This window comes from Variovorax trehalosi (genome assembly GCF_051216415.1).
Lineage (GTDB): Bacteria > Pseudomonadota > Gammaproteobacteria > Burkholderiales > Burkholderiaceae_C > Variovorax.
In genome coordinates this window covers 360,603-373,935 of sequence record NZ_JBPJZG010000002.1, presented here as the reverse complement: position 1 = coordinate 373,935, position 13,333 = coordinate 360,603, and the positions used below count along the sequence as shown (strand labels likewise).

The following is a 13,333-nucleotide window of genomic DNA, read 5'->3' as shown; positions in this document are numbered from 1 at the left end:
GTCACTGAAATGTCCCGAGTAGGAAAAATGCCGATCACCATCCCCGCAGGCGTGGATGTATCGATCAAGGAAGACCAGATCAGCGTCAAGGGCACGGGCGGTACGCTCAACCTTGCACGTAACCCCCTGGTCAAGATCGTCAGCAATGACGGCAAGCTGAACTTCGAGCCGGCCAACGAATCGCGTGAAGCGAATGCGATGAGCGGCACGATCCGTCAGCTGGTGAACAACATGGTGGTTGGCGTGACCAAGGGCTTCGAGAAGAAGCTCAACCTGGTCGGCGTCGGCTACAAGGCCGCAGCGTCCAACAACAAGTTGAACCTGCAAGTCGGTTATTCGCACCCGGTCAACATCGATATGCCGCAAGGCATCACGGTGGCCACTGCGACCCCGACCGAAATCGTGATCAAGGGTGCTGACCGTCAGCGCGTTGGTCAAATCGCCGCTGAGATCCGCGCTGTTCGTCCGCCTGAGCCTTACAAGGGCAAGGGCATCCGTTATTCGGACGAGAAGATCGTGATCAAAGAGACCAAGAAGAAGTAAGGGGCAGCAAAATGATGTTGACCAAAAAAGCACAGCGTCTTCGCCGCTCGCGCCAGACCCGCATCCGTATCGCGACGCAGGGCGTGGCCCGTCTGACGGTGAATCGCACCAACCTGCACATCTATGCCACCGTCATCTCCGACGACGGCACCAAGGTGATTGCAACCGCATCGACGGCCGAAGCCGAAATGCGTACCTCGCTCGGCGGTTCGGGCAAGGGCGGCAATGCCGCTGCAGCCACCGCCGTCGGCAAGCGCATCGCTGAAAAGGCGAAGGCTGCCGGCGTCGAGAAGGTCGCCTTCGACCGCGCAGGTTTTGCGTACCACGGCCGCGTCAAGGCGCTGGCCGAGGCGGCCCGCGAAGCCGGTCTGCAGTTCTAACCGGACACGAGATTCAAAATGGCAAAGATTCAAGCAAGAACGCAGAACGAAGGCCCTGAAGACGGTTTGCGCGAGAAGATGATCGCGATCAACCGTGTCACCAAGGTGGTGAAGGGTGGTCGTATCCTCGGTTTCGCAGCACTCACCGTGGTGGGCGACGGCGAAGGCCGCGTCGGCATGGGCAAGGGCAAGTCGAAGGAAGTGCCCGCTGCCGTGCAAAAGGCGATGGAAGAAGCCCGCCGCAACCTGGCCAAGATCTCGATCAAGAACGGCACGCTGCATCACCGCGTGACGGGTCACCATGGTGCCGCTTCGGTCGTCATGATTCCCGCCCCGAAGGGTACCGGCATCATCGCCGGCGGCCCGATGCGCGCCGTGTTCGAAGTCATGGGCATCACCGACATCGTGGCCAAGAGCCATGGTTCGTCGAACCCCTACAACATGGTTCGCGCCACGCTCGACGGGTTGAAGAACTCGACGACCGCGTCCGCAGTGGCTGCCAAGCGTGGCCTGACCGTCGAAGAAATCTTCGCCTGAGCGCAAGCAATCGGAAGAGCATTCAAATGACGACGCAACAACAAACCCTCAAGGTGCAATTGGTCAAGAGCCCGATTGGCACCAAGGAATCGCATCGCGCGACCGTGCGCGGCCTCGGCCTGCGCAAGCTCAACAGCGTGAGCGAGCTGCAAGACACCCCTGCGGTGCGCGGCATGATCAACAAGATCAGTTATCTGGTCAAAGTTCTGTAAGAGAGACTGATATGGAACTCAATGGCATCAAGCCGGCAGCCGGCGCCAAGCACGCGAAGCGCCGCGTCGGCCGTGGTATCGGCTCTGGCATCGGCAAGACCGCAGGTCGCGGTCACAAGGGCCAGAAGTCGCGCGCTGGTGGCTTCCACAAGGTTGGTTTCGAAGGCGGTCAGATGCCGCTGCAACGTCGCCTGCCCAAGCGTGGTTTCAAGTCGCACCTGCTGAAGTTCAACGCCGAAGTCACGCTGGCTGCTCTCGAGCAGCTCGGCCTGGCCGAAGTGGATGTCCTGGCACTGAAGCAAGCCGGCCTCGTGGGCCAGCTCGCTAAGGTCGTCAAGATCGTCAAGACCGGTGAACTCACCAAGGCCGTCAAGCTGACGGGCGTGGGTGCAACCGCTGGCGCCAAGGCTGCGATCGAAGCAGCCGGCGGCAGCGTCGCCTGATCACCATCGGACTGAAAGAAGTTCTTCGTGGCAACTAACGCGGCAACGATCGCAAAAACAGGCAAGTTCGGCGACCTACGTCGTCGGCTCGTCTTTTTGCTGCTCGCGCTCGTGGTCTACCGGATTGGCGCGCACATTCCTGTGCCGGGTATCAACCCGGACCAGCTGGCAGCGCTCTTCCAGGGCCAGCAGGGCGGCATTCTGAGCCTGTTCAACATGTTCTCGGGCGGGGCGCTGTCGCGCTTCACCGTGTTCGCGTTGGGGATCATGCCGTACATCTCGGCGTCGATCATCATGCAGCTGATGACCTACGTGCTTCCGACCTTCGAGCAATTGAAGAAGGAAGGCGAGGCCGGCCGCCGCAAGATCACGCAGTACACGCGCTACGGCGCGCTCGGTCTGGCACTGTTCCAGTCGTTCAGCATCGCAGTGGCTCTCGAATCGTCGGCCGGTCTGGTGATCGCCCCCGGTTTCGGCTTCCGCATCACCGCGATGGTGAGCTTGACGGCAGGTTCCATGTTCCTGATGTGGCTCGGTGAGCAGATCACCGAACGCGGCCTGGGCAATGGCATCTCGATCCTGATCTTTGCAGGCATCGCGGCAGGTCTGCCGAGTGCCGTGGCAGGTCTGGGCTCGCTGGTGACCACCGGTGCCATGAATCCGATCGTTGCGCTCTTCATCATCGCGGTCGTGGTCCTGGTGACCTACTTCGTGGTGTTCGTCGAACGCGGCCAGCGCAAGATCCTCGTGAACTATGCGCGGCGCCAGGTCGGCAACAAGGTCTATGGTGGCCAGTCGTCGCACCTGCCCTTGAAGCTGAACATGGCCGGTGTGATTCCGCCGATCTTTGCTTCGTCGATCATCCTGCTGCCCGCAACGGTGGTCGGCTGGTTCAGCACCGGTGAAGGCGGCTTCCGCTGGATCAAGGACATTGCCAACGCACTGCGTCCGGGCGAGCCGATCTACGTGCTGCTGTACGCTGCCGCGATCGTTTTCTTCTGCTTCTTCTACACGGCGCTCGTGTTCAACAGCAAGGAAACGGCCGACAACCTGAAGAAGAGTGGTGCATTCATTCCTGGCATTCGCCCGGGTGATCAGACCGCTCGCTATATCGACAAGATTCTGGTTCGCCTGACGTTGGCCGGCGCGGTGTACATCACCTTCGTCTGCCTGCTGCCCGAGTTCCTGATCCTGAAGTACAACGTGCCGTTCTACTTCGGTGGTACCTCCCTGCTGATCATCGTGGTCGTCACGATGGACTTCATGGCCCAGGTGCAAAACTACATGATGTCCCAGCAGTACGAATCGCTGCTGAAGAAGGCGAACTTCAAGACATCGTAGGGCTGTGATTCAGTATTGAGATCGGGCGGTAGTCCGCCACGTTAAACAGTTTTAGGAGAATGAAATGAGAGTTTCGGCTTCGGTCAAAACCATCTGCCGTAATTGCAAGGTCATCCGCCGTAAAGGTGTGGTGCGTGTGATTTGCACCGACCCGCGCCACAAGCAGCGCCAGGGTTGATTGAAGAGTATTAGAGGACGCACATGGCACGTATTGCTGGCATCAACATCCCGCCGCACAAGCACGCTGAAATCGGCCTGACCGCCATTTTCGGTATCGGTCGCACCCGCGCCCGTCAAATCTGCGAAGCGAGCGGCATCGAATATTCGAAGAAGATCAAGGATCTGACCGACGCCGATCTCGAGAAGATCCGCGATCAGATCGCTCTGTTCACGATCGAAGGCGATCTGCGTCGCGAGACGACGATGAACATCAAGCGTTTGATGGACATCGGCTGCTATCGCGGCTTCCGTCACCGTCGCGGCCTGCCGATGCGCGGCCAGCGCACGCGCACCAATGCCCGCACCCGCAAGGGTCCGCGCAAGGCTGCGCAGTCCCTGAAGAAATAAGGATAGACCAGCATGGCTAAAGCACCTGCAAACAACGCCGCACAGCGCGTTCGCAAGAAGGTTCGCAAGAACGTTGCGGACGGTATCGCCCACGTGCATGCCTCGTTCAACAACACCATCATCACGATCACCGATCGCCAGGGCAACGCCCTGTCGTGGGCTTCGTCGGGTGGCCAGGGCTTCAAGGGCTCGCGCAAGTCGACCCCGTTCGCTGCGCAGGTCGCTTCCGAAGTGGCTGGCCGTGCTGCTGTCGAACAAGGTATCAAGAACCTCGACGTCGAGATCAAGGGCCCGGGCCCTGGTCGCGAATCGTCGGTGCGCGCACTGGCTGCGCTCGGCATCCGGATCAATTCCATTGCCGACGTGACTCCCGTTCCGCACAACGGCTGCCGTCCCCAGAAGCGTCGCCGCATCTGATCGTCAGTCCGCAAGGCGCAGCCAGCTTTCGAGCGGCTGCGCATTTGTTTTTTAACTAAGCCCACCGCCATCTGCGTCCCGCCGATGGCTCCCGCAGGCAACTGCGGCAGATGACACAAAGGAATACTCGTGGCACGCTACCTCGGCCCCAAGGCCAAACTTTCCCGCCGTGAAGGCACCGACCTGTTCCTGAAGAGCGCCCGCCGCTCCATTCAGGACAAGGCCAAGTTCGATTCCAAGCCCGGCCAGCACGGTCGTACTTCGGGTCAGCGCACGTCGGACTACGGTCTGCAACTGCGTGAAAAGCAGAAGGTCAAGCGCATGTACGGCGTGCTGGAAAAGCAATTCCGCCGCTACTTCGAAGAAGCCGACCGCCGCCGTGGCAACACCGGCGCCAATTTGCTGTTCATTCTCGAATCGCGCCTGGACAACGTCGTCTACCGCATGGGCTTCGGCTCGACCCGCGCTGAAGCACGCCAACTCGTGTCGCACAAGGCGATCACGGTGAACGGCCAGTCGGTCAACATCCCGTCGTACCTGGTCAAGACCGGCGACGTGATCGCCGTGCGCGACAAGTCGAAGAAGCAGAACCGCATTGTCGAAGCCCTTCAACTCGCCCAGCAAGTCGGTATCCCGGCTTGGGTCGATGTGAACGCCGACAAGGCCGAAGGTACCTTCAAGAAGGTGCCCGATCGCGACGAATTCGCAGCCGACATCAACGAATCGCTGATCGTCGAACTGTATTCGCGTTGATTTTTTTGTTCCCGCACACCTCGCGTGTGTGGGAAACAAGTTTTTGTTGTTCACGTTCCTGCCCCGCGCTTTGTTGCGGGTCAGGTGCTTCACCAGCCTTACCGGTGTAACGAGCCGGGGGTATTGAGAGGAAGTCTGCATGCAAACCACCCTGCTGAAACCCAAGACCATCCAGGTCGAGCAACTTGCCGCCAACAAGGCGAAGGTCACGCTCGAACCTTTCGAGCGCGGCTACGGCCACACGCTCGGCAACGCGCTGCGTCGCGTTCTGCTGTCGTCCATGGTCGGCTACTCGGCCACCGAAGTCACGATCGCTGGCGTTCTGCATGAGTACTCGTCGATCGACGGCGTGCAGGAAGATGTCGTCAACATCCTTCTGAATCTCAAGGGCGTGGTGTTCAAGCTCCACAACCGCGACGAAGTCACGCTGAGCCTGCGCAAGGACGGCGAAGGCCCGGTCCTGGCATCGGACATCCAGACCCCGCACGACGTCGAGATCATCAATCCCGACCACGTGATCGCGCACCTGTCGCAAGGCGGCAAGCTCGACATGCAGATCAAGGTCGAAAAGGGTCGCGGCTACGTACCCGGCACGATGCGCCGCTACGCCGACGAGCCGACCAAGTCGATTGGCCGCATCGTTCTCGACGCGTCGTTCTCGCCCGTCAAGCGCGTGAGCTACACGGTCGAAAGCGCCCGCGTCGAACAGCGTACCGACCTGGACAAGCTCCTGGTCGAGATCGAAACCAACGGTGCCATCACCGCTGAAGATGCAGTTCGCGCCTCGGCTAAAATCCTGGTCGAGCAGCTCGCAGTGTTCGCGCAGCTCGAAGGCGGCGAACTGGCTGCATTCGATGCACCGGCACCGCGCAGCGCACAGCAATTCGATCCGATCCTGCTGCGCCCTGTCGATGAGCTCGAGCTCACCGTGCGTTCGGCCAACTGCCTGAAGGCCGAGAACATCTACTACATCGGTGACCTGATCCAGCGCACCGAGAACGAGTTGCTCAAGACCCCGAACCTGGGTCGCAAGTCGCTCAACGAAATCAAGGAAGTCCTCGCTTCGCGCGGTCTGACCTTGGGTATGAAGCTTGAAAGCTGGCCGCCGGCCGGTCTCGACAAGCGTTGATTTTTGTTTTGAATTGAGCCCATGAGGGCTCGTGCCCGGGCAGTACCTGATACGGCTGCCTGTTTAATAAAGTAAAGGAAAAGCACCATGCGTCACGGACACGGACTTCGCAAACTCAACCGCACCAGCTCGCACCGCCTTGCGATGCTGCAGAACATGATGAATTCGCTCATCGAGCATGAAGTCATCAAGACCACGGTTCCCAAGGCCAAGGAACTGCGCCGCGTCATCGAACCGATGATCACGCTCGCCAAGAAGCCCACGCTTGCCAACAAGCGCCTGGCCTTCGACCGTCTGCGCGACCGCGACAGCGTCGTCAAGCTCTTCGCCGATCTGGGCCCGCGGTTCGCGGCACGTCCGGGCGGCTACACGCGCATTCTGAAAATGGGTTTCCGCGTGGGCGACAACGCGCCGATGGCTCTGGTCGAACTGGTCGACCGTCCTGAAATTAAAGAAGCAGATGCCGAGCAAGGCGCTGCTGAATAAGGTATAATTCCATCTTGCCGCGCGATGGAGCAGCCTGGTAGCTCGTTGGGCTCATAACCCAAAGGTCGCAAGTTCAAATCTTGCTCGCGCAACCAATTTAAAAGGCCCTTTGAATTTCAAAGGGCCTTTTTTCTTGGGTCAGTGAATTGAATGAATCAAGCCCTCGCAATGAGGGCTTTTTTATTTACCGGATTCCTCTGAAATCTCAACCGTGCCAGGCTGAACAGCGAATCACGCTGCAGAAATTGCCGCGATGGAAATGCGGCTCCTTGTCCGCGATCACATCGGCCTTCACGTTGCCGAAGGTGGTCTCCGGCTTGTGTTTGATGCCATCGTAGAAGGCCTGGATGATGTCTTCCTTGAAGTGCTCGGTGCGTGGGTGCGCATGCACGACCTGCGTGCGCTCGGCTTCGCTGTACTCCGGATAGGTCAGTCCCAGCACGTCCATCTCGACGCCGGCCGTCACCAGCGCCACGACCGGATGCATGTGCTGCGGAATCCCCGGCGTCGTGTGCAGCGCGATCGCGGTCCAGACCAGTTCGACGTCCTGTTGCGAGATCCCGTGGCCGCGAAGAAAGTCGCGCGCCACATTCGCTCCATCGACCTCGAAACGCTCGTTCGTGCTGCTGTGCGCCTTCACCAGCCCCATGTCGTGGAACATCGCGCCTGCATAAAGCAGCTCGGGGTCGAAGGTCAGGCCGCGGCGCTTGCCGGCCAGTGCGCCGAAGTAATAGACGCGGCTGGAGTGGTGGAACAGCAGCGAGGGCGCCGTGTCGCGGACCAGTTCGGTGATCTCGCCTGCCAGCTTGCTGTCGGGGATGCGGACCCCTTCGATCGTTGTCGTCAAAGCCATGTGGATTTCTCCTGTGAGTGTGAGAACAACTTTAGGAGTCGGCTACAGTGTCTTCAATAGACGTGAGGTGGCAAATACTGCCATTGCAGCGTCGAAAGAGACACGAGAGAGAACAACCATGCCCGCCACGAAGACCATTGCGATCCTCGCCATGCCCGGCGTCCAGTTGCTGGACGTCTCCGGCCCGCTCGATGTGTTCGCCGAGGCGAACGTGCAGGCGCGCACCGAGGCCTACAGGTTGCGCGTCATTGCGAGCCAGCCAGGCGCGATCCGCAGTTCATCGGGTGTGCGGCTCATGCCCGACGCCGTCATCGGCGAGGACATCGGCGAGCCGATCCACACGCTCCTCGTGGCGGGAACGCCGCATGCCGCGAGCGCGGCAACCAACCTCGATGTCACCGCATGGCTGCGCGAGCTCACGCCCAAGGCGCGCCGTTTCGGTTCGGTCTGCAGCGGTGCTTTCGTGCTGGCTCAAGCGGGGTTGCTCAATGGCAGGCGAGTCACGACGCACTGGGCGGTGGCCGATCAACTGGTACAGGCCTTCCCGGCGGTGCAGGTCGATGCCGATGCGATCCATGTGCGTGATGGGCGCCTTCGCACGGCCGCGGGCGTGACGGCGGGCCTCGACCTGTCGCTGGCGCTCGTCGAGGAAGACCTCGGCCGCGAGATCGCCATGAAGGTCGCCGCCCAGCTCGTGATGTTCTTCAAGCGCCCCGGTGGCCAGATGCAGTTCAGCCGCAAGGGCGAAGCTGCGCTCACCGGCCGATCAGCCCTGCAGGAGGTGCAGCGCTGGATCGCGGCGAACCCCGCAGAGGACCACAGCGTCGCCCACTTGGCCGGACGCATGAGCCTGAGCCCTCGCCACTTCGCGCGGCTGTTCACGCAAGAGGTCGGGGCCACACCCGCAGCCTGGGTGGAAGGCATTCGCGTCTCCGCCGCACGCCGACTGCTCGAGGCCGGCGATGCCGCGCCGAAGCAGGTGGCCGCCCAATGTGGATTTGCCGATGCCGACACATTGCGGCGCGCGTTCCAGCGCCAGGTCGGCATCACGCCGGCGGAGTACCGCAAGCGCTACGCGCACGCCGCCGGCTGACGACGGCACGGCGAAGAAGAAAAACGATCAGTCCGGAATGACCGCCGTGACCTCGATCTCGACCTTCGCGCGGTGCTCGACGAGCGCCGCCACCTGCACGCAGGTCATCGCCGGGAAGTTGCGTCCCATCGCATCGCGATAGACCGGGCCCAGCTCGGCAAGCCGGCGGCTGTACTCGTCGCGGTCCGTCACGTACCAGGTCATGCGCACCATGTGCTCCGGGCCCGCGCCGCCCGCGCGCAGCACTTCGGCGATGTTGCGCAGCGCGAGGCCACACTGGTCGATGAAGTCGTCCGACTCGAACTGCTGCTGCGCATTCCAGCCGATCTGGCCGCCGATGAACAGCATGGTGCCGCGCGCGGCAACGCCGTTCGCATAGCCCTTGGGAGGCAGCCAGCCTTCGGGCTGCAGGAGTTTGTTGATCATGGTGTGCTGTTGAGTTGTCTCAGTTTGAATCGCTGGAGCTTGCCGGTCTCGGTGCGCGGAAGCACCGTCACGAACTCGATTTCCCGCGGGTATTTGAAGGGCGCGATGGTGGCCTTCACATGGTCCTGCAGCGCCTTCACGAGGGCTGCATCGCCTTCGTTGCCGGGCTTGAGCACGCAGAAGGCCTTCACGATCATGCCGCGGTCGGCGTCGGGCTTGCCGATCACGCCGCACTCGGCGACCGCAGGGTGCTTGAGCAGGGCGTCCTCGACCTCCGGCCCGCCGACGTTGTAGCCGGCAGTGATGATCATGTCGTCGGCGCGCGCCTGGTAGAAGAAGTAGCCGTCGTCGTCCTGCACGAACGAATCGCCGGGGTAGTTCCAGCCGTTCTTCACGTAGTCGGCTTGGCGCGGATCGTCCAGATACCGGCAGCCGACCGGCCCCTGCAATGCGAGCTTGCCGACGGTGCCGTGCGGCACCTCGTTGCCCTTGTCGTCCACCACCTTCGCGGTGAAGCCAGGCACTGCCTTGCCGACCGCGCCCTTGCGCACCGCGTCGCCCGCTGCAGAGATGTAGATGTGAAACACCTCGGTGCCGCCGATGCCGTCGAGCATCTCGATGCCAGAGGATTCCTTCCACAGCTGGCGCGTCGCATCCGGCAGCGCCTCACCCGCGCTCACGCTGATGCGCAAGCTGGGCATGCCGTGCTGCCGCACGAAAGGCGCCATCTGGCGATAGAACGTGGGTGCGGTGTAGCAGATGGTCGCGCCGATCTCGTTGATGAGCTTCACCAGTCCTTCAGGCGTGAACGGTGCATCGGCGAAGTACACCGAGGCGCCGGCCCACATCGGAAACACGAGCAAGCCGCCCAGGCCGAATGTGAAGGCCAGCGGCGGCGAGCCCACCACGATGTCGTCGCTGCGCGCCTTGAGCACGTGGCGTGGCCAGGTCTCGCACATCGCGAGCACATCGCGGTGCGTGGTGACAGGCGCCTTGGGCTTGCCCGTGGTGCCCGAGGTGAAGGCGAGCAACGCGATGTCGTCGGCCGCCGTGGGGCACGCAGTGAAGACACCGCTCTTGCCGGCGGCGCGTGCGGAGAGCGAGTCCGTCGCGTCGGGCTTGTTGAATGCGATCACCGTCGCAAGCACCGGATGCTCCTTCTGCGCCGTCGCCAATTCGTCGAGCAGACGACCGTCGCACAGCGCGGCAACGGGGCGCGCCTTCTCGATGATCTCGCCGAGCTCCTTGGCGCGCAGCAACGGCATCGTCGCCACCGCAATCAACCCAGCCTTCACCACCGCAAGCCACGCGAGCGCCATCGCCACCGAGTTGCCGCCGCGCAGCAGCACGCGGTTGCCGGGCACGAGCCCGAGGTCCTCGGTCAGCACTTGTGCGATGCGGTTGACCTCGACGGCCGCTTGTTTGTACGTGAGCGTGCCGGCCGGCGAGCGCAGCATCGGCTTGTCGCCGAAGCCATTGGCGTCGGCCTTGTCCAGCAGTTCCTCCACGAGGTTCAACTGGTCGGGTAGCTGCAGCTCAGGCAGGTCGTAGCGAAAGACCGGCAACTGCTCGGCAGGCGGCAGGCGGTCGTGAACGAAGCGGTCGACTTGGGCAGACACGGTATTTATCCCCGCAGAACGGATTTGCCAATGATCAGTTGTTGGACCTCCGTCGCGCCTTCGTAGATGCGCAGCGAGCGGATGTCGCGGTAGAGGCTTTCAATCTTCGTGCCAACCTTCACGCCGAGGCCGCCGTGCATCTGCAGCGCCATGTCGATCACGCGGCTCGCGTTTTCGGTGGCGCACATCTTGGCCATCGCAGCAGCAGCGGAGACATCGCCCACGGCCGCTGCGCCGCGCTGCTCGGCGTCGTCGCGCATCCATGCGGCGCGGTAGGTGAGCAATGCGGCGCTGTCGATCAGCGCGGCCATCTCGCCGAGCTTGGCCTGCGTGAGCTGGAAGTCGGCGAGCGTCTGGCCGAACATGCGGCGGCCCTTCGCATGCGCGATGGCTTCGGCGAGTGCGCGACGGCCCATGCCGAGCGCCGCGGCCGCAACCGATGCACGGAAGATGTCGAGCGTGCGCATCGCGAGCTTGAAGCCGCCGTTGAGTTCGCCGAGTTGCACGGTGCGCGGCACGACGCAGTTCTCGAAGCGCAGCGTGGCGAGCGGGTGCGGCGCCATCACGTCGATGTGCTCGGAGGTGTCGAGGCCGGGCGTCGTCGCATCGACGATGAAGACGGTGATGCCGCGCGTGCCGCCCGTCGGATCGGTCTTCGCGAACACGCAATAGAAGTCGGCGATCCCGCCGTTGCTGATCCAGGTCTTCTGGCCATTCAGCAGCCAGCCGTCGGCCGTGGGCTCGGCGCGCATGGCCATCGCGGCCACGTCCGAGCCTGCGTCGGGTTCGCTCAATGCGAAGGCTGCGATCTTGTCGCCCTTGCCGACCGCTGTCAGGTAGTGCGATTGCTGCTCCGGAGTGCCCGCGAGCGTGATTGCGCCGCTGCCGAGCCCCTGCATCGCGAAGGCGAAGTCGGCCAATGGTGAGTGATAGCCCAGCGTCTCACGCAGCAGCACGAGCGCGCGCGAATCGAGGCGCTCCAGCGCACCGCCTGCGCTGCCGGGCACGGCGTAGCGCAGCCAGCCGCCGTCGCCCAGGCGTCGCACCCATTCGCGGCAAGCCGCGCGGTCATCGCGCTCATCGATCTCCTGCGCTGTGCACCAGGGCAGCAGATCGCGTGCGAGCGCACGATGCGCTTCATCGAAGAAGGGCAGCGCGAGATGCGCGGTCGAAGGCGGTGCAGGGATTTTCGTCATCATGGCTTCAGTCCCCACCGAACACCGGCTTGCGCTTCGCCGCGAAGGCTTCGTAGGCGCGCTTGAAGTCTTCGGTCTGCATGCAGATCGCCTGCGCCTGCGCTTCGGCCTCGATCGCCTGGTCGATGGTCATCGACCATTCCTGCGCCAGCATCGTCTTGGTCATGCCATGCGCGAAGCTCGGGCCTTCGGCCAGTTCGCGCGCCATCTTGGTGGCGGCTTCGAGCAGTGCATCGCTTTCGTGCAGCGCATTGAAGAAGCCCCAGGCATGGCCTTCCTGCGCCGTCATCGCGCGGCCTGTGAAGAGCAGTTCCGATGCACGGCCCTGGCCGATCACGCGCGGCAGCAGTGCGCACGCACCCATGTCTGCGCCGGCAAGGCCCACGCGGGTGAAGAGGAACGCGGTGCGCGTCGAAGGTGAGCCGTAGCGAAGGTCGCAGGCCAGCGCGATCATCGCGCCGGCACCGGCGCACACGCCGTCGATGGCGCCCACGATCGGTTGCGGACACGCGCGGATCGCCTTCACCAGGTCGCCCGTCATGCGCGTGAACTCGAGCAACTCGGGCATGCGCATGCCCGTGAGTGGTCCGATGATCTCGTGCACGTCGCCGCCCGAGCAGAAGTTGCCGCCCGCGCCGGTCACCACGATCGCCTTCACGTCGGTCGCGTAGTTCAGCGCGCGGAACAGGTCGCGCAGCTCGGCGTACGAGTCGAAGGTCAGGGGGTTCTTGCGCTCCGGCCGGTTCAGCGTGACGGTGCCGACGCCGGCCTCGTAGCTCCATGCGAAGTGTTTGGCCTTGTAGGCTGCCTTCGCTTCGAATTGCGCGCGCATGGGATTGCCTGCGCCGATGTAGTGCTTCATTCGGTCTCCGCCATCAATTGGTTGTGTGAGTGCTGCTTCACCTTGCCGAGCAGCTTGTGCAGCTGCGCGATTTCCTTGCCCGTCAGACCCGCGAAGGCTCCGACGATCCAGTCCTCATGCTGCTGCGCCATGTCGTTGAAGAGCTTGCGGCCGCGCGCCGTGAGGCGCACTCGCCAGGCGCGCCGGTCACCTTCGACGTTGATGCGCTCGACCAGCCCCTCGGTCACGAGCTGGTCGGTGATGCCGGTGACGTTGCCGCCCGTCACCATCATCCGGCGCGAGAGCTCGTTCATCTTGAGGCCGTCGGGCGAGCGCTCGAGTTGCGACATCAGGTCGAAGCGCGGCAGCGTGGTTGCGAACTGCGAGCGCAGTTCGTTGCGCACCTGCTTCTCGATGAGCTGGGTGCAGGTGAGCAACCGCAGCCAGAGCCGCAAGGCTTCGGGGTGTTCGCTGTGCGCGCGCGCTTCGAGGTCCAT

The 13,333-nt window shown here is 62.8% G+C and carries 19 protein-coding genes and 1 tRNA gene; 14 read left to right on the top strand and 6 right to left on the bottom strand.

The window, feature by feature from the left end:
- The first annotated feature begins 9 nt into the window (after nt 1–9).
- The 13 genes from rplF (at nt 10) to ACSFA7_RS09675 (ending at nt 6,903) form a co-directional block, all read left to right on the top strand.
- Nucleotides 10–543, top strand: coding sequence for a 50S ribosomal protein L6 (gene rplF, locus ACSFA7_RS09735; RefSeq protein ID WP_435499175.1), 534 nt, complete (start codon nt 10–12; stop codon nt 541–543).
- Nucleotides 544–557: 14 nt separating this feature from the next.
- Nucleotides 558–923, top strand: a complete 366-nt coding sequence (rplR, locus tag ACSFA7_RS09730) for a 50S ribosomal protein L18 (protein ID WP_041944073.1) — start codon at nt 558–560, stop codon at nt 921–923.
- An 18-nt stretch (nt 924–941) separates the two neighbouring features.
- Nucleotides 942–1,460: a 30S ribosomal protein S5 gene (gene rpsE, locus ACSFA7_RS09725; protein WP_013544109.1), complete on the top strand. Its 519-nt coding sequence runs from the start codon at nt 942–944 to the stop codon at nt 1,458–1,460.
- Nucleotides 1,461–1,486: 26 nt separating this feature from the next.
- A complete protein-coding gene (gene rpmD / locus ACSFA7_RS09720) occupies nt 1,487–1,672 on the top strand; it encodes a 50S ribosomal protein L30 (protein WP_009124818.1) in 186 nt (61 codons plus the stop codon).
- Between the two features lie 11 nt (nt 1,673–1,683).
- Entirely contained in the window at nt 1,684–2,115 is a 432-nt protein-coding gene (rplO, locus tag ACSFA7_RS09715; protein WP_435499174.1) for a 50S ribosomal protein L15, read from the top strand.
- 27 nt (nt 2,116–2,142) lie between these two features.
- Entirely contained in the window at nt 2,143–3,456 is a 1,314-nt protein-coding gene (secY, locus tag ACSFA7_RS09710; protein WP_176661733.1) for a preprotein translocase subunit SecY, read from the top strand.
- Nucleotides 3,457–3,520: 64 nt separating this feature from the next.
- Complete coding sequence (rpmJ, locus tag ACSFA7_RS09705) at nt 3,521–3,634, top strand: 50S ribosomal protein L36 (RefSeq protein WP_013544106.1); 114 nt, start codon at nt 3,521–3,523, stop codon at nt 3,632–3,634.
- A 23-nt stretch (nt 3,635–3,657) separates the two neighbouring features.
- Entirely contained in the window at nt 3,658–4,023 is a 366-nt protein-coding gene (rpsM, locus tag ACSFA7_RS09700) for a 30S ribosomal protein S13 (RefSeq protein ID WP_013544105.1), read from the top strand.
- 12 nt (nt 4,024–4,035) lie between these two features.
- Entirely contained in the window at nt 4,036–4,440 is a 405-nt protein-coding gene (gene rpsK, locus ACSFA7_RS09695) for a 30S ribosomal protein S11 (protein ID WP_009124825.1), read from the top strand.
- Between the two features lie 129 nt (nt 4,441–4,569).
- Complete coding sequence (gene rpsD, locus ACSFA7_RS09690; protein WP_009124826.1) at nt 4,570–5,193, top strand: 30S ribosomal protein S4; 624 nt, start codon at nt 4,570–4,572, stop codon at nt 5,191–5,193.
- A 139-nt stretch (nt 5,194–5,332) separates the two neighbouring features.
- Nucleotides 5,333–6,322: a DNA-directed RNA polymerase subunit alpha gene (locus tag ACSFA7_RS09685; RefSeq protein ID WP_009124827.1), complete on the top strand. Its 990-nt coding sequence runs from the start codon at nt 5,333–5,335 to the stop codon at nt 6,320–6,322.
- A gap of 87 nt (nt 6,323–6,409) precedes the next feature.
- Nucleotides 6,410–6,808 carry a 50S ribosomal protein L17 gene (rplQ, locus tag ACSFA7_RS09680; protein ID WP_013544103.1) on the top strand — a complete coding sequence of 133 codons (399 nt, stop codon included), beginning with the start codon at nt 6,410–6,412 and terminating at the stop codon, nt 6,806–6,808.
- Between the two features lie 18 nt (nt 6,809–6,826).
- Nucleotides 6,827–6,903 (top strand) — tRNA-Met (locus tag ACSFA7_RS09675).
- A gap of 110 nt (nt 6,904–7,013) precedes the next feature.
- On the opposite strand, the gene ACSFA7_RS09670 is transcribed toward ACSFA7_RS09675, so the two are convergent.
- The gene (locus tag ACSFA7_RS09670; RefSeq protein WP_435499173.1) at nt 7,014–7,661 is read right to left on the bottom strand and encodes an HD domain-containing protein; all 648 of its coding nucleotides are present in this window, start codon (nt 7,659–7,661) and stop codon (nt 7,014–7,016) included.
- Nucleotides 7,662–7,779: 118 nt separating this feature from the next.
- On the opposite strand from ACSFA7_RS09670, the gene ACSFA7_RS09665 reads away from it, so the two are divergent.
- Nucleotides 7,780–8,754, top strand: a complete 975-nt coding sequence (locus ACSFA7_RS09665; protein ID WP_435499172.1) for a GlxA family transcriptional regulator — start codon at nt 7,780–7,782, stop codon at nt 8,752–8,754.
- A gap of 27 nt (nt 8,755–8,781) precedes the next feature.
- Here ACSFA7_RS09665 and ACSFA7_RS09660 read toward each other — a convergent pair whose 3' ends face one another.
- The 5 genes from ACSFA7_RS09660 to ACSFA7_RS09640 are packed head-to-tail and all read right to left on the bottom strand — an operon-like array spanning nt 8,782 to nt 13,333.
- A complete protein-coding gene (locus tag ACSFA7_RS09660; protein WP_125950506.1) occupies nt 8,782–9,180 on the bottom strand; it encodes a RidA family protein in 399 nt (132 codons plus the stop codon).
- The gene (locus ACSFA7_RS09655; RefSeq protein WP_435499171.1) at nt 9,177–10,799 is read right to left on the bottom strand and encodes an AMP-binding protein; all 1,623 of its coding nucleotides are present in this window, start codon (nt 10,797–10,799) and stop codon (nt 9,177–9,179) included. Before ACSFA7_RS09655 ends, ACSFA7_RS09660 begins: the two co-directional genes overlap by 4 nt.
- A 5-nt stretch (nt 10,800–10,804) precedes the next feature.
- Nucleotides 10,805–11,998 (bottom strand): acyl-CoA dehydrogenase family protein, encoded by a 1,194-nt coding sequence (locus ACSFA7_RS09650; protein ID WP_435499170.1) that lies wholly within the window; start codon nt 11,996–11,998, stop codon nt 10,805–10,807.
- A 4-nt stretch (nt 11,999–12,002) separates the two neighbouring features.
- Nucleotides 12,003–12,857: an enoyl-CoA hydratase family protein gene (locus ACSFA7_RS09645; protein WP_435499169.1), complete on the bottom strand. Its 855-nt coding sequence runs from the start codon at nt 12,855–12,857 to the stop codon at nt 12,003–12,005.
- Nucleotides 12,854–13,333 carry a MarR family winged helix-turn-helix transcriptional regulator gene (locus ACSFA7_RS09640; RefSeq protein WP_176661739.1) on the bottom strand — a complete coding sequence of 160 codons (480 nt, stop codon included), beginning with the start codon at nt 13,331–13,333 and terminating at the stop codon, nt 12,854–12,856. Before ACSFA7_RS09640 ends, ACSFA7_RS09645 begins: the two co-directional genes overlap by 4 nt.

Excerpts from the sequence above, each read along its gene's own strand:
- rplO (WP_435499174.1), top strand. The coding sequence starts at position 1,684 with ATGGAACTCAATGGCATCAAGCCGGCAGCCGGCGCCAAGCACGCGAAG.
- ACSFA7_RS09640 (WP_176661739.1), bottom strand. The coding sequence starts at position 13,333 with ATGGACCTCGAAGCGCGCGCGCACAGCGAACACCCCGAAGCCTTGCGG.
- rpmJ (WP_013544106.1), top strand. The coding sequence starts at position 3,521 with ATGAGAGTTTCGGCTTCGGTCAAAACCATCTGCCGTAATTGCAAGGTC.
- ACSFA7_RS09645 (WP_435499169.1), bottom strand. The coding sequence starts at position 12,857 with ATGAAGCACTACATCGGCGCAGGCAATCCCATGCGCGCGCAATTCGAA.
- rpmD (WP_009124818.1), top strand. The coding sequence starts at position 1,487 with ATGACGACGCAACAACAAACCCTCAAGGTGCAATTGGTCAAGAGCCCG.
- ACSFA7_RS09660 (WP_125950506.1), bottom strand. The coding sequence starts at position 9,180 with ATGATCAACAAACTCCTGCAGCCCGAAGGCTGGCTGCCTCCCAAGGGC.
- rpsM (WP_013544105.1), top strand. The coding sequence starts at position 3,658 with ATGGCACGTATTGCTGGCATCAACATCCCGCCGCACAAGCACGCTGAA.
- rplQ (WP_013544103.1), top strand. The coding sequence starts at position 6,410 with ATGCGTCACGGACACGGACTTCGCAAACTCAACCGCACCAGCTCGCAC.
- rplR (WP_041944073.1), top strand. The coding sequence starts at position 558 with ATGTTGACCAAAAAAGCACAGCGTCTTCGCCGCTCGCGCCAGACCCGC.
- rpsE (WP_013544109.1), top strand. The coding sequence starts at position 942 with ATGGCAAAGATTCAAGCAAGAACGCAGAACGAAGGCCCTGAAGACGGT.
- rplF (WP_435499175.1), top strand. The coding sequence starts at position 10 with ATGTCCCGAGTAGGAAAAATGCCGATCACCATCCCCGCAGGCGTGGAT.
- ACSFA7_RS09650 (WP_435499170.1), bottom strand. The coding sequence starts at position 11,998 with ATGATGACGAAAATCCCTGCACCGCCTTCGACCGCGCATCTCGCGCTG.
- rpsK (WP_009124825.1), top strand. The coding sequence starts at position 4,036 with ATGGCTAAAGCACCTGCAAACAACGCCGCACAGCGCGTTCGCAAGAAG.
- ACSFA7_RS09685 (WP_009124827.1), top strand. The coding sequence starts at position 5,333 with ATGCAAACCACCCTGCTGAAACCCAAGACCATCCAGGTCGAGCAACTT.
- ACSFA7_RS09665 (WP_435499172.1), top strand. The coding sequence starts at position 7,780 with ATGCCCGCCACGAAGACCATTGCGATCCTCGCCATGCCCGGCGTCCAG.
- ACSFA7_RS09670 (WP_435499173.1), bottom strand. The coding sequence starts at position 7,661 with ATGGCTTTGACGACAACGATCGAAGGGGTCCGCATCCCCGACAGCAAG.